At 61.0% G+C, this 18,142-nt stretch carries 17 protein-coding genes and 1 pseudogene; 9 read left to right on the top strand and 9 right to left on the bottom strand.

The features are described 5' to 3' along the window. Nucleotides 1-72 precede the first annotated feature (72 nt). Together nusA and rimP are read right to left on the bottom strand one after the other, a co-directional pair. Nucleotides 73-1,059, bottom strand: a complete 987-nt coding sequence (gene nusA, locus C3B44_RS04505) for a transcription termination factor NusA (protein WP_108431331.1) — start codon at nucleotides 1,057-1,059, stop codon at nucleotides 73-75. Then, a complete protein-coding gene (rimP, locus tag C3B44_RS04500; protein ID WP_108432552.1) occupies nucleotides 1,056-1,598 on the bottom strand; it encodes a ribosome maturation factor RimP in 543 nt (180 codons plus the stop codon). The genes nusA and rimP overlap by 4 nt, the downstream gene beginning before the upstream one ends. A 30-nt stretch (nucleotides 1,599-1,628) precedes the next feature. On the opposite strand from rimP, the gene C3B44_RS04495 reads away from it, so the two are divergent. The 3 genes from C3B44_RS04495 to C3B44_RS04485 all read left to right on the top strand — a co-directional run bounded on the left by C3B44_RS04495 (nucleotide 1,629) and on the right by C3B44_RS04485 (nucleotide 4,898). Beyond that, nucleotides 1,629-2,402, top strand: coding sequence for a hypothetical protein (locus C3B44_RS04495; RefSeq protein WP_146183487.1), 774 nt, complete (start codon nucleotides 1,629-1,631; stop codon nucleotides 2,400-2,402). Further along, on the top strand, nucleotides 2,402-4,393 hold the full coding sequence (locus C3B44_RS04490) for an MMPL family transporter (RefSeq protein ID WP_108431329.1): 1,992 nt from the start codon (nucleotides 2,402-2,404) through the stop codon (nucleotides 4,391-4,393). Before C3B44_RS04495 ends, C3B44_RS04490 begins: the two co-directional genes overlap by 1 nt. Nucleotides 4,394-4,577: 184 nt before the next feature. Continuing rightward, a complete protein-coding gene (locus tag C3B44_RS04485; RefSeq protein ID WP_108431328.1) occupies nucleotides 4,578-4,898 on the top strand; it encodes a HigA family addiction module antitoxin in 321 nt (106 codons plus the stop codon). Nucleotides 4,899-5,158: 260 nt separating this feature from the next. Here the strand turns inward: C3B44_RS04485 and C3B44_RS12120 are convergent, their stop codons facing one another. Continuing rightward, a complete protein-coding gene (locus C3B44_RS12120; RefSeq protein WP_328588294.1) occupies nucleotides 5,159-5,470 on the bottom strand; it encodes a type IIL restriction-modification enzyme MmeI in 312 nt (103 codons plus the stop codon). 424 nt (nucleotides 5,471-5,894) lie between these two features. Between C3B44_RS12120 and C3B44_RS12170 the strand changes: the two genes are divergently transcribed. The 3 genes and pseudogenes from C3B44_RS12170 to C3B44_RS04465 all read left to right on the top strand — a co-directional run. Beyond that, the gene (locus tag C3B44_RS12170; RefSeq protein WP_108431326.1) at nucleotides 5,895-6,590 is read left to right on the top strand and encodes a DUF2891 family protein; all 696 of its coding nucleotides are present in this window, start codon (nucleotides 5,895-5,897) and stop codon (nucleotides 6,588-6,590) included. Nucleotides 6,591-6,675: 85 nt separating this feature from the next. Then, the gene (locus C3B44_RS04470) at nucleotides 6,676-7,920 is read left to right on the top strand and encodes an IS256 family transposase (protein WP_108430557.1); all 1,245 of its coding nucleotides are present in this window, start codon (nucleotides 6,676-6,678) and stop codon (nucleotides 7,918-7,920) included. Nucleotides 7,921-8,032: 112 nt separating this feature from the next. Further along, nucleotides 8,033-8,383: pseudogene (locus C3B44_RS04465) on the top strand (DUF2891 family protein); the annotation flags it as partial. Nucleotides 8,384-8,893: 510 nt separating this feature from the next. On the opposite strand, the gene C3B44_RS04455 reads toward C3B44_RS04465, so the two are convergent. From C3B44_RS04455 to C3B44_RS04445, 4 genes are all read right to left on the bottom strand, one after another. Further along, nucleotides 8,894-10,138, bottom strand: a complete 1,245-nt coding sequence (locus C3B44_RS04455) for an IS256 family transposase (protein ID WP_108430557.1) — start codon at nucleotides 10,136-10,138, stop codon at nucleotides 8,894-8,896. Between the two features lie 95 nt (nucleotides 10,139-10,233). Continuing rightward, nucleotides 10,234-11,439, bottom strand: coding sequence for an ATP-binding protein (locus C3B44_RS04450; protein WP_235840521.1), 1,206 nt, complete (start codon nucleotides 11,437-11,439; stop codon nucleotides 10,234-10,236). Further along, entirely contained in the window at nucleotides 11,333-11,554 is a 222-nt protein-coding gene (locus C3B44_RS11885) for an AlbA family DNA-binding domain-containing protein (protein WP_235840520.1), read from the bottom strand. The genes C3B44_RS04450 and C3B44_RS11885 overlap by 107 nt, the downstream gene beginning before the upstream one ends. A 656-nt stretch (nucleotides 11,555-12,210) precedes the next feature. Next, nucleotides 12,211-12,996: a CPBP family intramembrane glutamic endopeptidase gene (locus C3B44_RS04445; protein ID WP_108431324.1), complete on the bottom strand. Its 786-nt coding sequence runs from the start codon at nucleotides 12,994-12,996 to the stop codon at nucleotides 12,211-12,213. A 143-nt stretch (nucleotides 12,997-13,139) separates the two neighbouring features. Between C3B44_RS04445 and C3B44_RS11750 the strand changes: the two genes are divergently transcribed. Together C3B44_RS11750 and C3B44_RS11745 are read left to right on the top strand one after the other, a co-directional pair. Continuing rightward, the gene (locus C3B44_RS11750) at nucleotides 13,140-13,379 is read left to right on the top strand and encodes a transposase (RefSeq protein WP_108430616.1); all 240 of its coding nucleotides are present in this window, start codon (nucleotides 13,140-13,142) and stop codon (nucleotides 13,377-13,379) included. Nucleotides 13,380-13,484: 105 nt separating this feature from the next. Further along, nucleotides 13,485-13,970, top strand: coding sequence for a transposase (locus tag C3B44_RS11745; protein WP_199906024.1), 486 nt, complete (start codon nucleotides 13,485-13,487; stop codon nucleotides 13,968-13,970). A gap of 945 nt (nucleotides 13,971-14,915) precedes the next feature. Here the strand turns inward: C3B44_RS11745 and C3B44_RS04435 are convergent. Next, on the bottom strand, nucleotides 14,916-16,652 hold the full coding sequence (locus tag C3B44_RS04435) for a proline--tRNA ligase (protein WP_108431323.1): 1,737 nt from the start codon (nucleotides 16,650-16,652) through the stop codon (nucleotides 14,916-14,918). Nucleotides 16,653-16,684: 32 nt separating this feature from the next. On the opposite strand from C3B44_RS04435, the gene yaaA reads away from it, so the two are divergent. After that, entirely contained in the window at nucleotides 16,685-17,389 is a 705-nt protein-coding gene (gene yaaA / locus C3B44_RS04430) for a peroxide stress protein YaaA (RefSeq protein ID WP_108431322.1), read from the top strand. Here the strand turns inward: yaaA and cobA are convergent. Next, nucleotides 17,386-18,141, bottom strand: a complete 756-nt coding sequence (gene cobA / locus C3B44_RS04425) for a uroporphyrinogen-III C-methyltransferase (protein ID WP_108431321.1) — start codon at nucleotides 18,139-18,141, stop codon at nucleotides 17,386-17,388. The genes yaaA and cobA overlap by 4 nt on opposite strands. Between the last annotated feature and the right edge of the window lies 1 nt (nucleotide 18,142).

Here is an 18,142-nt window from a genome sequence, read left to right as displayed (position 1 = left end):
TCAGTTCCTGTGACCGGCATGTGGGCCACCGGCCAGCTTACGCCAAAACGAACAGAAAATGAACTCGCCGCGCTACTCGGCATCCGAGTGGATGTCGATCTTCCAGCCCGTCAGCCGGGCCGCCAGGCGCGCGTTCTGCCCTTCCTTGCCGATGGCCAGAGACAGCTGATAGTCCGGCACCGTCACCCGGGCATGCTGGGCTTCTTCGTCGGTGATCTCGACGCGAACGGCCCGCGCCGGCGCGAGCGCGTTGCCGACGAACACCGCCGGGTCCTCGCTGTAGTCGATGATGTCGATCTTCTCCCCGCCCAGCGCCTTCATGACGTTGCTGACGCGCTGGCCGCGCGGGCCGATGCAGGCGCCCTTGGCATTGATTCCCTTGGCCCGGCCGACGACGGCCACCTTCGAGCGGTGCCCGGCCTCCCGGGAGATGCCGGTGATCTCGACGGAGCCCTCCCCGATCTCCGGGACCTCGAGCTCAAACAGGCCGCGCACGAGCTCGGGGTGGGTGCGCGAGAGGTTGACCTGGACCTTGACGTCCGTTTTGGTCACGCCGACGATGTAGGCGAGCACGCGGTCGCCGTGTTCCAGCTTCTCGCCGGGGATTTGCTCGGCGGGCAGCAGCAGGCCGTCCTGGGCGTCGTGCTCGGTGCCGAGCTCGACGACGACGATCCCGCGCTCGTTGGCGTACATGTCGCGCTGGACGACGCCGCTGACGACCTTGCCCTCGTAACCGGAGTACTCGTCATAGGTGCGCCCGGTCTCGGCTTCGCGCAGGCGCCGCAGCATGGCCTCGCGCACGGCGGTGGCGCCAAGGCGGCCGAAGTTCGTCGGGGTGTCGTCGAACTCGCTGAGCACCTCGCCCTCGTCGTTCTTCTCGGTGACCACGACGGTGACATCGCCGGTCTCGGAGTCGATGTCGACGCGCGCCTCGGGGCCCTGGCCGCGGTAGTCACGGTAGGCACGCAGAAGCGCCCCGGCGATCGTCTGCAGCATGTCGGCCACGGGGATGCCCTGGCTGCGTTCGATGTCGCGGAGCGCGTTGATGTCAATATTCACTTGTTGTCCTCTCGCCGTTTTAAGGCTTCGTCGTAGCTGAGCCCGGTGATCTCGAGCTCCTCTTCGGGTGGTTCGTTGAACTCAATTTCTACCACTGCCTTGTGCTGACCCAAAAGCGGCAGGGATTCGATGGACAGCTGCTTCTTCGAGCGGTAGACGACGATCACCTCGTCCTCCGCGTCATTGAGCGCGCCGGCGCGGCCGACCCGCCCGTTGACGTTGACCAGCCGGTGGCGGTTGCGCCGCCAGTGCCGCGGCAGCTTCAACGGCAGATCGGTGCCCGGCGTGGAGACCTCGAGCGTGTAACCCGCACCGAAGTTGGCGCGACCGGAGGCCTCGGCGGCGTCGAAAAGCTCCCCGATATCGTTGGAGATCTCCTCCAGCTCGTCCAGCGTCGGCGATGTGTCGGCGTCGAGGCGGATCTGCACCGTCGATTTCTTGCCGGCCGGCGAGGCCTTGATGAATTCGACGTCGAGTCCGCGCGCCTCGGTGACGGGGGCTATGAGCTCGGTGAGTTCTGCGGAGGTGGGAAAAGCCATGAACATAATTATATGTGGTAGGGTTCCCACGTGTTTACAGCTGCTTGTCGACGTCTCGTAGTCGCAGCCACCCTCATGGTGACTACGACGTTGAGCGCTTGCTCGGTCACGGAAATCTTCGGCCCGCGGCCGGATTCCTCATTGGTCGAGCTCGCCCACCAGGCGGAAGCAGACACCATCGCCACAGAAGGCGATATCGCCCGCCTGCGCCACGATCACGCCGAGGAGCTCTACGCCGAAATCGCCCGCCTCTGCGGCCGCGATGACACCGGCGCAGTGCCGCCTAGCTGCGAGGTCGAGCACGGAGCCGGTGAGACCCAGCCCTCGCCGGCATCTTTGCAGCGATACTACGACCTGCTGTCGGCGGTTCCCGATGAGTCGCACGACTTGGTCGTCGATCAGGCGATCGATCTCGCCGCGCTGGATACCACCCCGCTGGAAGATACCTCCCTCGGCGAGGGCGATCACGAGATCGTCGCTGGGATGATCGAGCGCGAACACGCCGCGGTGCATGGTTTAAAGGCCGCCCGCGCGTTTGCTTCGCGCCCGGAGGCGGTGGATGACCTCGTCGATAAGCACCAGCGCCGCCTGCACGTTTTAAACACCGCACTTCCCGACGCCCCGCCCGCCGCCGCGGGCTACGCCTTCGAGGAGGCCGAGCCGGGTGACGACTATATTACGGCCCAGGAGGAGAACCTCTTGGCTGCCTGGCGCGCTGCGGCCGCCGACGCGAAGGACCCGGATACGCGGGCGTTTCTCGTCGCTGCCGCCGCCGATGCCATCACCGCCTATCAGGAGTACTGATGTCAGCTGATTCGCGTGTCCCGAAGATCGCCATCCTGCGCTGGATCGCTCTGCTTTTGATTGCTCTCGGAGCGGGTGCGATGTTCGCCGGCTCGGCGACGGCCCCAGTCAACGAGACCGCGGCGCTTCCCGACGACGCGGATGCCACCCGCGTCTCCGAGATCCTCGCCGAGCAACCGGGCAATGACGGCGGCACCGCCCTCATCTTCATCGAGGGCGAAAACCTCGACTACGCGAGCTTGGAGCCGATCGCCGAGGAGGTCGGCGGCCCGCTGATCCCGAACGAGGATGGTACGGCGGCACTCGTGCCCGCCGAGATCGAGGCCAACGGCCTGACCGATAACGCCGACGCGGTCAACGAGCTGCGTGCCGAAGTCAGCGACGCCGTCGGCGAAGGCGTCACCGCGCAGGTCACCGGCCCGGCGGCGATCGAGGCGGATCTGTCGAACGTGTTCGACGGCGCGTCGTTCTTGCTGCTCAGCGTCACGGCGGTCATCGTGACAGTGCTGCTGGTAGTTACCTACCGCTCCCCCATCTTGTGGATCATCCCGCTGCTGGTCATCGCGGTGGCGGACCGCACCGCGCAGGTCGTGGTCACCTGGGTGCTGGCGTCTGTGGGCATGACGTGGGACGAGTCGATCCTGGGTATTTTGTCCGTGCTGGTCTTCGGCGCCGGCACGAACTACGCGTTGCTGCTGATCTCGCGCTACCGCGACGAGCTGACCAAGCATCGCTCGCGTTTCGACGCCATGGCCGCCGCTTGGCCACCCGTCGCACGCACGGTGACGCTGTCTGCGCTCACTATCGCCGTGGGTGTGTTGTGCCTGCTGGTCTCTGCGACCCCGACGACGCGTTCGCTCGGTGTGGCCTCGGCCTCGGGTGTCGGCATCGCACTGCTCTTCGCGCTGTTCTGCCTGCCGGGCATGCTCTTGCTCTTCGGTCGCTGGATCTTCTGGCCGAAGCGCCCCGAATACGGCGATACGGTCGAGCACCAGCTCTGGGATCGCATCGGCTCCTTCGTGTCGAAGCGCTCGGGCCGGGTGGCGACGTTCTCTTTCGCCGGCCTGCTCGTCGCCTGCATTGGCGTCACCCAGATCTCGACGGGGCTGAGCCAGGAAGAACAGTTCATCGACACCCCGGAGTCGATCACGGCGGCCGCGGAGCTCGGCGAGAAGTTCCCGGACCAATCGGCGACCCCGGCGTTCGTCGCGACCCAGGACGTGGACGCGGCCACCGAGGCCCTCGAGGGTATCGAGGGCGTGTCGGTGCAGCCGGCGGAACCTGCCGCGGGGTGGGACATCCTGCAGGTCTCCGGCGGGGAGACGGCGGAGCTTCGCGACGCCCTCGCCGGCACCGAATCGCTGGTCGGCGGCCAGGACGCTGAGCTCGACGACACCGAAGCCTCTGCCAAGCGCGACCGCATGCTCATCTTCCCGCTCGTTTTGGTGCTGATCTTCATCTCGCTGGTCCTGGTGCTGCGCGCACTGGTCGGACCGGCGATCATGGTGGCCTCGGTGCTGTTGACGAACGTCGCGGCCCTCGGCCTCGGCTGGTGGATCTCCACGGGGGTCTTCGGCTTCGACACGTTCGACTCCACTACCCCGCTGTACTCGTTCGTATTCCTGGTTGCCCTCGGTATTGACTACTCAATCTTCCTGATTACCCGAGCGCGTGACGACGCCGACGAGGTGGGCACGCGCCGCGGAATTCTCACCGCACTGTCGTCGACGGGTGGCGTGATCACCTCGGCCGGTATCTTGCTGGCGGCGGTCTTCGCCGCGCTCGGCGTGCTGCCGCTGGTGGTGCTGGCGCAGGTGGGCATCGTGATCTGCATCGGCGTGCTGCTGGATACCCTGATCGTGCGTACCCTGCTCATCCCCGCGGTCGTGCAGAAGCTCAACGGCTCGTTCTGGTGGCCGGGGCGCCGCCCGGAGCTCGACGACGCGCCGGAGTCCAGTGAGGGCGGCAAACATGAGAAGGTAGGCGTTTAGGGGTTATTCGGGGGCCTTCGGCCGCGCAGCGCCTACCGCTTCGACTCGCTTTACGACGACCGCCCGCCTTCACCGTCTCATTCAAAGACGCCAACACTGTGGGAAATAGGTTTGCGAGTACCACTAGGAGATAAACTTCAACGCCTAGTCGGGGCCATGCTGTGAGCGGAAGGAAGCGCACACCATGTCGAACTCGCCGATGAACACTGGTGATGGCGTCACCACTCCTATCCATCCTGGTGAGGTTTTGGAGAAGGATTTCCTTCGACCTTTTCACCTCACTTCCGCCGACCTCGCCTCAGCAACCGGCGTTTCATTGGAAAAGGTCGAGGCACTTCTTAATGGCACTGTAGGGATAACAGCAGATACCGCTTTGCGTTTTGCGCGATACTTCGGCACCACAGCGGAATTCTGGATGAGCCTACAGTTCCGCTTCGATCTAATCCGCGAGCAACAGATGATCGACAGCGATCTCCAGTCGATCACGCCGCTGCGACCTGCTTAACTACGCGGCAGCAGTTATCCCTTAACCGCCTCCGCGTTTAGCTCAGACAAGTGGTTGACGGTGGAGTTCTCCCGCTCGGTATCCGGAAAATCGCTGAAGTCGACAGTGTAGGCGCGCATCGTATCAACCACCTAATCATGCCGACATTCTACTCGAAACGTTTTCGAGTAGAATGCGCACTCGCTTGTTTACGCTGCTCAACTGCTGTTCCGCAGTTTTCGAGTACGTTTCGAGTAGCTTTCGAGTAGCGCAGCGGCTCCCTACGTCTGCTTCGTAGCCTGCGCGTAGAGCTCCAAGAGGTGATTGACGATGGCCACCTCACGCTCAGCACCGGGAAGGTGTGAGAAGCCTACGCCATAGGTCTTCCCTACAGCCGCGCCCAATGCCTGGTGGGCGGCGGTGAGCTCAGGGTAGAGCCAATCATTGACCGGTTCGTAGAGCTCTGCCAGCATAGCCTCCGCGAACTTTGCCCGCGTCAGCTGCGGTTTGTTGGTAGCACTTCTCCGGCAAGACGGCAGTGACGGTTTCCGGGTAGTTGGTAGCAGCCATCCGGCCCCGGCCGCCAAGCTCATCAATCACTCTCGCATCTTCCAGAATTGAATCGATCCCATGTAGGGCCCGTAAGCCCGAGGCCTCCTGACGACTTGACCAGTCGCTAGATGCTCGAGAAATTCGCCCTGGAACCCGACACAAAAAACGACCCACCCCTGGTGGGCAAGAAGGTTTGCTGTCCGTACCACTGTCGCCGGATCTACCTCGGCCTTGTCCCCATCTCTTGGACCGTCGCAAAGGCGAGTTCTTCGGGGCGTTGTTTAAGCTCCTCGAGGACAGCATCGATTGCATGAGACCGCCGTCGACCTTTAACGAGCTCGTCGATCCACGACGAAAAAGGACTGGACATCCTCAAAATCCCTTGCATATTTTTGCCAGTATAAATAACGTCTGCGTCACTATCTTCTGAATCTACGCAGGCACGGTCTGGCCAACGAAAGGATCATGATGCAGATAAATCCCACCACCGCTACAGAGTGGGCAAAAGAAATCACCGTGGTCCTGAGGACTGAATACCCCGCGTCGATGCACCATGTTCGCGGTAACCGCAACGATTGCTCCGTGGTTCCGCACAAACTTCATCCCGCTTTTTGGGGAAGCTTCGACTGGCATTCAAGTGTCCACATGCAATTCTCCGCTGTAAAACTCCTAGACATCATCCCCTCCGGAGCTATCCGCCAAGACTTAGTCCAGGAATTGGCAGGACGTCTAAATGTCGACGCAATTGCGGTAGAGACCGCTTATTTGAGCGAGCACTCGGGGTACGAACGGCCCTACGGGTGGGCTTGGGCCCTTCAATTAGCCGCGGCATGCAAGCAGGCAAACTTTGAAGAAGCCACGGAGTGGTTCCGCGCGCTTGTGCCGTTAGCTCACCAGGTGGCTACGCACTTTCTAGATTGGCTGCCGCAGATGCCTCTGCCAGTACGCCACGGGGTCCATGACAACACGGCCTTAAGCCTGTTTTTGGCGCACGAAGCTGGGAAGAAACTGGGATTGAAGGATCTCTGTGAGAGGATCCGGGAAGTCGGCGTTAGCTGGTATTTGAATGACCAAAACTACCCTTACGGGTGGGAACTCAGTGCCCACGATTTCGTCTCCGGGTTGCGTCCGTTAGCGTGGTGTATCTGTAGCCCGCGGTAAGTCTTGTGCCGGTGTGCATGAAGGCGACCATCGCGGGTACCTTTCGAATCAACTTCTACCTATCCTCGAAAGGAAGTACCCTGCGATGGCCGCTGACCCTCATCATATCGATCCGACCGCGTATCTCGAAGAGCTACTGACTCAAGCGTCCCCAGATTTGATGCGCCAAATGCTCTCGGACTTCATCAACCAAATCCTCTCGGCTCAGGCCGACAGCGTCTGCGGTGCTGACTACGCCACTGTTTCTCCGCAGCGCACCAACACCCGCAATGGCTACCGTCACCGCCAACTCGACACCCGTGTCGGCTCCATTGACGTCGCTATCCCAAAACTACGCACCGGGAGCTTCTTTCCTGATTGGCTTGTGGAACGACGCAGCAGAACCGAACGGGCCCTGACCACAGTGATCGCCACCTGCTACTTAAAGGGTGTCTCCACCCGCAGGATGAACGACCTGGTCGCAACACTGGGGATCACCAACCTGTCGAAGTCCCAGGTCTCTGACATGGCCAAAGAACTCGACATCATGGTCGAGGAGTTTCGAACCCGCCCGCTTGATCAGGGCCCGTACTACTACCTGTCCTGTGATGCGGTGACCATGAAAGTTCGTGAAGGCGGACGGGTAGTCACGACCAGCGTGCTTATTGCCACCGGTGTCAATAACGACGGCTACCGGGAGCTTTTGGGCATGCAAGTAGCAACATCAGAGTCCGTGGAATCTTGGACCGGGTTCTTCCAGGACTTAAAAGCCCGCGGACTTGGTGAAGTCTACCTCGTCACTAGTGATGCCCACCTGGGTATCCAGGCCGCTGTCGGCCAAGTTCTTCCTACTGCCGGTTGGCAGCGGTGCCGAACGCATTTTGCCAAGAACCTTTCCTCGAAAGTTTCCAAGCGCGGGTGGACGACGTTGTCGGGGATGTTTCATTCCATTTTTCAGCAAGCCGACGCCAGGTCCACGTGGGACCAAGCCCGGGAAGTAGTAGAGTTCTGTCACCAGCGTTTCCCAGAAGTAGCCGGATACGTGGAAGAGTCGTTGGATGAGATCTTAGCGTTCACGAACACGCCGAAAGCTGTGTGGACGAAGGTGTGGTCGAATAACCCGACGGAACGACTCAACCGGGAAATCCGCCGGCGTACTGACGTTGTCGGCATCTTCCCCAATCGGGCCGCGGTAGTACGACTCGTCGGGGCAGTGCTCGCCGAGCAGCATGATGATTGGATTCAACAAAAGCGCTACATGTCACTGGCAAGCCTGGAACAAACCCGAAAGCTTATCGTCGCCAACACCGTCGACGCGAGCAACACCGTCACGACCGAGGGAGCGGCCTAATGCACAGCAACCCAGCCCGCGCCGGTCCCCGACACCCCCTCCACTAGATTCCAATGATTCAGGAAGGACAGATACACCACTCCCGCGGACTTGACCCGTCTCCGCCAGCCTCAGCGAAGCACTATTCATGCAGAGCATCCTCGATGAGCGTGAGTTCGCTAATTGGTTTGACGCTTTCTTCGATGATCCCGGGGAAACAATTTGTTTCTATTCCGAGATCCCCGAGGTTTCTGATCTCGAAGATGGGAAGCTAGCCCATCTTTTTGGGCTGGCGTTAACCAGAGCTTGGATGCTGAGAGCACTAAGAAGCCACTTCGCTGGCGCTGACCGAAGCATCACCGCTGTTAGTGACGAGCTATTTGAGAAAGCACGCCAACAACTCGTCGCCGCTGATTTCATGTCGACTCATTGGCTGATCACCTACGCCATCCTCGCCGAAGAAGCGAAAACGGTGACGCCATAATAATCACGTTCAACCCCGGGCTCATCTCCGCGTAGGTGGTACCGATGTCCAAGAAATGCTGCGCGCAATGACCGACCTAGGATGAAGCAAGGTGACCAGCGGAAGCGTTGAGGACTTCGAAGCCAAGAATGAATCCGCCCTCATCAAGGTCGAAGGTCACTTGCTTGCGTTCGCCCGTTTGGGCTTTCGATGAGTGGCGCTTGTTGGACTGCTTCTCCTAGTGCGCTCGGCTTACCCAGCGTGAGGTAGGCGGCAGCAGTTTGGTGGTCATAGGTGAGACGCATGATCCCAAAGACATCTTCCTAAAGATTAACGGTCGAAAGATTCTCCAGTAGCTTTCTACTAGCGCAGCGGCCCTTCAACGAACCACGCCGCGCGCGGATCGTTAGGTCCCTTGCCCTGCCACTGAATAACGGTCAAGTCCGCGGGAGTGGTGTATCTGTCCTTCCTGAATCATTGGAATCTAGTGGAGGGGGTGTCGGGGACCGGCGCGGGCTGGGTTGCTGTGCATTAGGCCGCTCCCTCGGTCGTGACGGTGTTGCTCGCGTCGACGGTGTTGGCGACGATAAGCTTTCGGGTTTGTTCCAGGCTTGCCAGTGACATGTAGCGCTTTTGTTGAATCCAATCATCATGCTGCTCGGCGAGCACTGCCCCGACGAGTCGTACTACCGCGGCCCGATTGGGGAAGATGCCGACAACGTCAGTACGCCGGCGGATTTCCCGGTTGAGTCGTTCCGTCGGGTTATTCGACCACACCTTCGTCCACACAGCTTTCGGCGTGTTCGTGAACGCTAAGATCTCATCCAACGACTCTTCCACGTATCCGGCTACTTCTGGGAAACGCTGGTGACAGAACTCTACTACTTCCCGGGCTTGGTCCCACGTGGACCTGGCGTCGGCTTGCTGAAAAATGGAATGAAACATCCCCGACAACGTCGTCCACCCGCGCTTGGAAACTTTCGAGGAAAGGTTCTTGGCAAAATGCGTTCGGCACCGCTGCCAACCGGCAGTAGGAAGAACTTGGCCGACAGCGGCCTGGATACCCAGGTGGGCATCACTAGTGACGAGGTAGACTTCACCAAGTCCGCGGGCTTTTAAGTCCTGGAAGAACCCGGTCCAAGATTCCACGGACTCTGATGTTGCTACTTGCATGCCCAAAAGCTCCCGGTAGCCGTCGTTATTGACACCGGTGGCAATAAGCACGCTGGTCGTGACTACCCGTCCGCCTTCACGAACTTTCATGGTCACCGCATCACAGGACAGGTAGTAGTACGGGCCCTGATCAAGCGGGCGGGTTCGAAACTCCTCGACCATGATGTCGAGTTCTTTGGCCATGTCAGAGACCTGGGACTTCGACAGGTTGGTGATCCCCAGTGTTGCGACCAGGTCGTTCATCCTGCGGGTGGAGACACCCTTTAAGTAGCAGGTGGCGATCACTGTGGTCAGGGCCCGTTCGGTTCTGCTGCGTCGTTCCACAAGCCAATCAGGAAAGAAGCTCCCGGTGCGTAGTTTTGGGATAGCGACGTCAATGGAGCCGACACGGGTGTCGAGTTGGCGGTGACGGTAGCCATTGCGGGTGTTGGTGCGCTGCGGAGAAACAGTGGCGTAGTCAGCACCGCAGACGCTGTCGGCCTGAGCCGAGAGGATTTGGTTGATGAAGTCCGAGAGCATTTGGCGCATCAAATCTGGGGACGCTTGAGTCAGTAGCTCTTCGAGATACGCGGTCGGATCGATATGATGAGGGTCAGCGGCCATCGCAGGGTACTTCCTTTCGAGGATAGGTAGAAGTTGATTCGAAAGGTACCCGCGATGGTCGCCTTCATGCACACCGGCACAAGACTTACCGCGGGCTACAGATACACCACGCTAACGGACGCAACCTGAATAACCCCTGCTTGGCGCAATGCTTGCAGCGACTTACGGGCCGAGGGCGTAGAGACACCCACAGCATCAGCAACTTCACCAGTACACATGGGCACCGCGCGCATCTGGAGAGCTTCTAACACCACGCCGGAATGCTTGGGCAGGGAAGCTAGGAGGTCGTCGTTAAGCTTTTGGATGGTCGAAAGCGTGAGCACCACGCTGCCGCTCGTCTGCTGGTAGATGGGGTCTTGGAAGCCCACTCTTCGCATTCCTGCAAACATGCGACGTATGCCCTCACCCAATTCTTGGCCCATGTTCAATTCAGTCATCACGCGGGCGATTAACGGATTGCGTGCGAACCTGGCGATCGATTCTGGGCGGGAGGGATCCGCCAGCCCCGGAAAGCGTCCTGGGCTAGAGACAGTGATGCGGTCCGGGAAAACCTCGAAGCGAATGTGGTCACCAATCAGGCTGTACGAGCGGTGAATTACTGCGTTGACGAGACCTTCGAGCCATACCTCATGCGGAATTAAGGTATGTTCCTCAAAAAATCCTCCGCTATCTAGGCGCCTCACCTTGGGCAATACGCTGAGGATGAAGAGCTGTGCCTGCTCAATCTGTTCAGGTAGCGAGCCTTCAAAACGTTTATCCTGCGCCAACTGTTGCTGATGCCCGGTCAAGCGGTTCGACTCATTCCACACCAACACGCGCACGTGGGCGTTGTGGAACCGCTGTTGCGGGTTGGGGTGGAACAGTAGGTATGCGGCCGTGGTTACCTCGTCTTTGGAGGTGATCAGGTGGCGTGCCCGCAAGGCATCATAGGCGGTGGAGGAACCAATCTTCTGGGCGTACCCCTCCACGCCGGTAAGCTCATTGATCGCGACGCCGGGTACGGGCGTTGCATCAAATTGTTGTTCGCCCTTGGTGTAGCGCAGTTCTAGCGTTTCATCCAGATTTAGAGTGCGGGTTTCGTCACCGACGCGAAGGTAGCATCCACCATCCATGGTGTAGTGCACGCGGGCGCTAGGCTCGATAACGAACAATAGCAGTGTGTTGCCGTCGGATTCTTCTTCGCGAATGTTGACGCTAACTTGTTGGATCGGTGTGATCGAAAGTGGCTTGGCGAAGCTCGTTTTCCTGTTTGGGGCTTGGTTCACCTTCGTAGGAGCGATCACGGATACCGACAGCAACAATGCCACCCTCCGCGTTAGCGAACCCTACAATTGCCTTCGCCAGGTCTCGGGGCTTGATACGAAACGATTTCCGTTCAAACCACTGATCTTCTGGCCGTGTTAACCAACTAGCCATGCCGACATTCTACTCGAAACGTTTTCGAGTAGAATGCGCACTCGCTTGTTTACGCTGCTCAACTGCTGTTCCGCAGTTTTCGAGTACGTTTCGAGTAGCTTTCGAGTAGCGCAGCGGCTCCCTACGTCTGCTTCGTAGCCTGCGCGTAGAGCTCCAAGAGGTGATTGACGATGGCCACCTCACGCTCAGCACCGGGAAGGTGTGAGAAGCCTACGCCATAGGTCTTCCCTACAGCCGCGCCCAATGCCTGGTGGGCGGCAGAGGGCTCAGCCGACCTAGCCTCTGGGAGATTTGCCGCGCGTCCAGGACGCGTCAGCGATGGTGACGTCGATAAATCCTCGGTGCTCGGTGCGCTTTTCGGAGCGGACCACAGTGGCGATGTCCTCCCTCCCCACCACTGTGCGCAACAGCTCATAGCAAAAGGTGGCGGTGTCACCCTTCTCGTAACCGCACCCTCCCCGCGTATTGGCAAAGTCCTGCGCGTTACGGTGACGCTGCCTGTCCGAAAGAACAGCAGATCCAGTTATGCTCTAGATAGCAACGGGGCACCTATCTACCCCAGACTTGGACATCATTAGATTCATCAAGTACCTGAGAATTTCCTCCTGAATCTCACTGACAAGCCGGTAGCAAGACCACCTCATCGCTGGTGGTGATTATTCCACCCTTCCCACCTGCACCTTATCTGGGCGCCACAACGCCACCAGACACACCGGCGCCAAAGGCAGGAACACCGCTACGAGAACGACCCATTGGTTCACAGGTGCTTCCCCGCCGGCGACAGCTGGCTGGAAGTCAATGAGTACGTGGCAGATCACGGGCACCCAAATCGTACGGGTCCGCAGGTACACCAAGGCGAAGATCAGCCCGAAGACAGTGGCGTAGAAGATCTGCTGCATCACCGCTTCTACTGAGGAGGTCACCAGGATGGAAAGGTGCAGCAGTCCGAAGACGACTGCGGAGCTCAATCCAGCGGCCAAGAAGCGGTGCGCAGACGCACGGAAGAGCAGTAGAAAAGCGCCGAAAATGAGTCCTCGAGCGAGGAATTCTTCGAATACTCCGGCGGTCGCTGCGGTGAAGAACACGGTCGCGATCTGAGCGGGCTGGAGCTCAAAGACTCGGAGGATTCCGCTCAACGCTGCGATACCGCCAAGAAGAGCGAAGAGGGCTAGCGCTACAGAGGTCCAGATGCGTCCACTGCCAGTGAACCTGATGTCGGCCATAAGCGTGCGGGTTGCCGCGAAGCGCTTGCCGAAGTACCAGCACGCCGCCGCCAGTATTGCTCCGACCACGAAGCTGCTCACCGCTGCAAGCAGGCGCTGTTCATTGCTGGCACTCTCCCCTGGTTGCAGCGCCAGGGTAATCAATACGAAGAGCACGTAGATGACGAAAGCTGCCAGGAGCTGACTGCGGGCATCAGTCCGCGATTGAATCAGGGACATGGTGGTCCTTTCGAGGAAAGGTGGATGCGAATGCGCGTAAACCGGCGTTTCACACGAAGAACGCACTAACTATAGAGCTAGGGCGTGTCTGACAATTGAGGGAAGCGTGGCATGGGACCCTGGCTCCCGTGTCGCGTTTTCACATGTTGAGTGATGCCCAGTGGGAGATGGTCGAAGAGCTTCTGCCCCGTCGCACGGGGAGAAAAGGCCGACCGTTCTCCGATCCCCGGCAGATGCTCGAGGCCATCCTCTACTGCCTTCGGGCAGGGATCGCGCGGTGTGACCTGCCCGCCTGCTTCGGGTCCTGGCAGACGGTCTACACCTGGCACAACCGGATGGCCAAGGACGGACACCTGGGACGTGATCTTTCAGCGACTTCTTAGACAGGCCGATACGGAAGACCTGATCGACTGGTCGGTGTCGGTGGACTTTGACGATCGCCCGGGCCCATCAGCACGCCACGAACATCACGCGGGTCACAGGGGGCTTTGTCGAATTACAACAACCTGCTGGCCGAGCCGCCTGATCACGCGGTCGGCCGATCACGGGGTGGTCTGTCTACCAAGGTCCACGCCCTGGTCGACGGCCACGGCATGCCCCTGACCATGATCGTTACTGCGGGCCACCGCGGTGACTGCCCGGTGCTGATCCCGTTGTTGAAACGCCTGCGGGTGCCCGGGATGGTGGGCCGACCGCGCACCCGGCCCGATGAACTGCGCGCGGATAGGGCGTATGCATCGAAGGCTGTGCGCAGGTATCTGCGCGAGCGCAAGATCACGGCGACGATCCCGGAGAAGAAGGACGTGATCGCCGTCCGGAAGCGGAAAGGCTCGATGGGTGGGCGTCTACCGACGTTCGATGCGCAGTCCTACAAGGGCTGCAACGTGGTGGAACGGTTTTCGGCAACCTCAAGCAGTGGCGGGGTGTGGCAACCCGGTACGACAAGCTCGCGGTTGTCTACCGGGCCGGCGTGATGGCTATCGCCGTCATGACCTGGCTGAAGAAATTGTCAGACACGCCCTAGGTCTCACCGCCAGAAAACTCCTAGTCACCCCATGCGTCACCCCCTACCAAAGACGAAAGCACAGTTGGCTATGTGGCAGTCCGAGAGAGTGAACCAGAAAGCTCCGGGTGAGTTAGCCGAATCCAAGGTCACTGAATGTACCCACCTCGACGCCCGCCGTCCCGCTTTTCAGATTACGCACGTGCGTAAAAGTGGAATCTCTATGCCGTGGCATAATCCCATGTCTGCGTCGAGGACAAGAAAGGCAAGATCCGCACGATCACCAGCCAGGTTGAACGCAAAGGTAATATACGTGACCTGCTGGGTGAGCGCCCGCCGGTTGTTCCTGGTGTGATCGGGGCGTGGGTGCGCGAACCCCGGGACTAACTATGCGGCGGCATAGTGGCGGAAGAGTCGTAGCGGACCGTGGCTGTTTTTATGCCATGGCATAATTCGCGCCGCTGCTGGAGAGCACTGCGCAAAGCCACTCGCGAAGTCGAAATCAGGTGCACCGAAACGAGTCCCGCGAGGTCGAGTTCAGTGCTCGTTTCGACCAGCTGCTTTCGACCGAGAGAGCCAGCTAAACGGCGTTAAGTTTCTGCTGTGGCAGGTGAGGCAGGAGTCCAGGTCCACGCACATCGAAGAACGCCAGCCAATCAGCCACAAGACCCCCACTCGCCCAGTCGACCCTCACGAAAAGTACTCCCTCACCACCGAAGTCGAAAGGAGCCTCACCGAAAGGAGGGGTCCGCTGGTCGAAAGGAGGGTTCGTTTCGACCACCTGATTTCGACATCCCGGTCAGCCAACCCCTCTCTCCTACGCAAGCCCAGCAGAAACAGCCAGAACCACTCGCCTGACCAGCGCAAACACCGAAATCCCCCGAACCCAACCCCAAACCGCTAAGAACCAGCCAAGCTACCCCAGCAACCCGACGAGCCGGTCAACGATCTCGTCGTAGGGCACCTCGCTGGTCTCGCCGCCGCGCTCGCAGAGTTCGACCTCGCCGTCGGCGAAGGCGCGTCCGAGGATCACGGCGTAGGGCATGCCGAGCAGTTCGGCGTCCTTGAAGCGGACCCCGGGGGAGACTTTGGGGCGGTCGTCGAAAAGCACTTCGATGCCGCGCGCATCTAGAGCGGCGACCAGTTCATCGCCGGCGGCGACGGCGGCCTCGTCCTTGTTCGCCACCGCCACGTGCACCTGGTAGGGCGCGACGGCGGCCGGCCAGATGAGGCCCTTGTCGTCATGGTTCTGCTCCACCAGCACCGCCATCATGCGGGAGATGCCGATGCCGTAGGAGCCCATCGTCGGGATGGTGCGCTTGCCGTTTTCGTCGAGGATCTTCACGTCGAAGGCCTCGGTGTACTTCCGGCCGAGCTGGAAGATGTGGCCCAGCTCGATGCCGCGCGCCAGGGTCAGGGTGCCGCCATCAGGGGCGGGATCGCCCTCGTGGATGCCGGCGGCTTCGACGTAACGGTCGACGGTGAAGTCGCGGCCGGCAACGAGGTTGAGCACGTGGCGCTGCTCCTCGTCAGCACCGGCGAGCCAGGAGGTTCCGGTGACGATGCGGGGATCGGCAAGGACCTCGATACCGTGGGCGTTCATCGCGCGCGGGCCGATGTAGCCACGCACGAGGAAGGGGTACTTCTGGAAGTCCTTCTCCTCGGCAAGGCGGAACTCGGTCGGGGCCAAAGCGGCCTCGAGGCGCTTGTCGGCGAGCTCGCGATCGCCCGGCAGAAGCACCGCCTTGAGCTCTTCTTCCTCCTCGCCGGGCTGGTGGACCATGATCGCCATAGTCTTCAGCGTCTGCGAGGCGTCGATGTCGAAGCCGGTGGCCTTCGCCCACTCGACAAGCGCGGCGATGGTCTCAGCCTGCGGGGTGTCGTGTACCTCGGCGGCGGGCAGGCCCTCGATCGGGCGTTCCTCACCCCGCAGGGTCTCCACGGCCTCTACGTTGGCGGCATAATCTCCGGTGGTGGAACGCACGAAGGTGTCCTCGCCCACCTCGGAGTACGCCAGAAACTCCTCGGAGGCCGAACCACCCATGGCACCCGAGGTGGCCTCGCAGATGGCGTAGTCGATGCTCAGGCTGTCGAAGATGCGCTGGTACGCCGCCCGGTGCGCCTGGTAGGACTTCTCCAGCCCGGCGTCATCCATATCGAAGGAGTAGGAGTCCTTCATCACGAACTCGCGCCCACGCAGGATCCCGGCGCGGGGACGCTCTTCGTCGCGGTACTTCGTCTGGATCTGATAAAGCGTGACCGGGAAGTCCTTGTACGAGGAGTACAGGTCCTTCACGGTGGAGGTGAACATCTCCTCGTGGGTGGGCCCGAGCAGCATGTCCACATCCCGGCGATCCTTCAGCCGGAAGAGGTTGTCGCCGTATTCGGTCCAGCGGCCGGTGGTTTCATAAGGCTCCTTCGACAGAAGCGCCGGGAACAGCAGCTCCTGGGCGCCGATGGAGTCCATCTCGGCGCGGACGATGCTTTCGATCTTGCGCAGCACCCGCAGCCCCAAAGGCAGCCACGAATACACCCCCGGGGCAGCGCGCCGGATGTACCCGGCTCGCACGAGGAGCTTGTGGGAGGGAACTTCGGCGTCGGCGGGGTCTTCTCGCAAGGTGCGCAAGAAGAGCTGAGACATGCGGGTGATCATATCGTGGAATCCTACCCGGTACGTTGTGGGTTATGTTCATCCTCCTGCCTCCATCTGAGACAAAAGCCCCCGGCGGCGACTCCCCCGCGCTCGATCTCGAGGGTTTGAGCTTTAGCAGCCTCAACCCAATTCGGGGCGAGCTTATCGACGAACTTCGCTCCCTTTCCGTCGACGAAGCCCTCGAGGTGCTCAACATCTCGGAGAAGCTGCGCCCAGAAGCCGAGGCCAACCAGAAGCTTCTCTCGGCCCCGACGATGCCGGCGATCTTCCGCTACACCGGGGTGCTCTACGACGCCCTCGATGCCGCCACGCTCAAAGACACCTCGCAGCTCGGCGTCGGCTCGGCGCTGTTTGGGCTGCTGCGCGCCGATGACCTCATCCCCCACTACCGGCTGTCGGCGAATACGAAGCTCGGCGGGCGCACGCTGAAGTCGCGCTGGGGCCAGGCGATTACGGAGGCACTAGAGGATCTCGACGAGCTCGTGGTCGATCTGCGCTCCACCGGCTATCGCAACCTGGGCAAGCTGAAAGACGCCGTGACGGTCCGAGTGATCACCGCTGATACCCGGAAGGTGGTCAGCCACTTCAACAAGCACTACAAGGGCGAGCTCGCGCGCGTGCTGGCGACGGCCTCGGCCACGGATGCCGCCGGTATCGCCGAGATCGCCGAGGCCGCCGGCATGACCGTGGAATACGACACCGGCACCGAGATCACCCTCGTGGTCGAGCGGAACTAGGCCTCAAGGCCTGCCACGTCACCGATGACATAGACGGCCGGCGAGCCGATCCCGGCCTTGTCCATCTCCGCGGCGAGATCCTGCACCGTGGTGTGCACCGCGCGCTGCCGGGCCGTGGTGCCCTCCATAATTGCCGCGGCGGGGGTGGTGGGGTGAAGGCCGGCGTCGATAAGCGCCGCCGTGATCGCGGCGACGTGGCGTACCCCCATGATCACCACGATGGTGCCGCCGACGCGGGCGAGCGCCTCGTAGTCGATGAGGCTGCGCTCGTCATGCGGTGCGAGGTGGCCGGAGATGATAGTAAATCCGTGAGTGACCCCGCGGTGGGTCACCGGCACATCGGCGGCCGCCGGCACGGAGATCGCGCTGGTCACCCCGGGAACGACTCGGCAGGCAATGCCGTGGGCCGAGAGGTGCTGGACCTCTTCGAAACCGCGGCCGAAGACGAAGGGGTCGCCGCCTTTGAGCCGGGCCACCTTCTTGCCGGCCCGGGCGTGTTCGACCATCATCCGGTTGGTCTCCTCCTGGGCGACGGCGCGGCCATAGGGCAGCTTGGCCACGTCGATGATCTCCTTGCCCTTAACGTCAATGATCCGGGACAGCTCCTCGGTAGGGCCGAGATGATCGGTGAGGATGACGTCGGCTTCCGCGAGCGCCCGGGCCCCACGCAGGGTAATGAGGTCCCAGGCGCCGGGCCCACCGCCGATGAGGGTGACGGGTGCGGGTGCAGAATCGTTTGTGGCATCGGTCATG

The sequence above is a fragment of the Corynebacterium yudongzhengii genome, from assembly GCF_003065405.1.
Lineage (GTDB): Bacteria > Actinomycetota > Actinomycetes > Mycobacteriales > Mycobacteriaceae > Corynebacterium > Corynebacterium yudongzhengii.
The sequence above is the reverse complement of the archived record's forward strand: the minus strand, read 5'-3'. Positions and strand labels throughout refer to the sequence as shown.

What these genes read in the sequence shown, in the direction of transcription:
- rimP (WP_108432552.1), bottom strand. Translation starts at nt 1,598, where the DNA reads ATGGCTTTTCCCACCTCCGCAGAACTCACCGAGCTCATAGCCCCCGTC.
- C3B44_RS04490 (WP_108431329.1), top strand. Translation starts at nt 2,402, where the DNA reads ATGTCAGCTGATTCGCGTGTCCCGAAGATCGCCATCCTGCGCTGGATC.
- C3B44_RS04485 (WP_108431328.1), top strand. Translation starts at nt 4,578, where the DNA reads ATGTCGAACTCGCCGATGAACACTGGTGATGGCGTCACCACTCCTATC.
- C3B44_RS12120 (WP_328588294.1), bottom strand. Translation starts at nt 5,470, where the DNA reads ATGAGCTTGGCGGCCGGGGCCGGATGGCTGCTACCAACTACCCGGAAA.
- C3B44_RS12170 (WP_108431326.1), top strand. Translation starts at nt 5,895, where the DNA reads ATGATGCAGATAAATCCCACCACCGCTACAGAGTGGGCAAAAGAAATC.
- C3B44_RS04470 (WP_108430557.1), top strand. Translation starts at nt 6,676, where the DNA reads ATGGCCGCTGACCCTCATCATATCGATCCGACCGCGTATCTCGAAGAG.
- C3B44_RS04455 (WP_108430557.1), bottom strand. Translation starts at nt 10,138, where the DNA reads ATGGCCGCTGACCCTCATCATATCGATCCGACCGCGTATCTCGAAGAG.
- C3B44_RS11885 (WP_235840520.1), bottom strand. Translation starts at nt 11,554, where the DNA reads ATGGCTAGTTGGTTAACACGGCCAGAAGATCAGTGGTTTGAACGGAAA.
- C3B44_RS04445 (WP_108431324.1), bottom strand. Translation starts at nt 12,996, where the DNA reads ATGTCCCTGATTCAATCGCGGACTGATGCCCGCAGTCAGCTCCTGGCA.
- C3B44_RS11750 (WP_108430616.1), top strand. Translation starts at nt 13,140, where the DNA reads ATGTTGAGTGATGCCCAGTGGGAGATGGTCGAAGAGCTTCTGCCCCGT.
- C3B44_RS04435 (WP_108431323.1), bottom strand. Translation starts at nt 16,652, where the DNA reads ATGATCACCCGCATGTCTCAGCTCTTCTTGCGCACCTTGCGAGAAGAC.
- yaaA (WP_108431322.1), top strand. Translation starts at nt 16,685, where the DNA reads ATGTTCATCCTCCTGCCTCCATCTGAGACAAAAGCCCCCGGCGGCGAC.
- cobA (WP_108431321.1), bottom strand. Translation starts at nt 18,141, where the DNA reads ATGACCGATGCCACAAACGATTCTGCACCCGCACCCGTCACCCTCATC.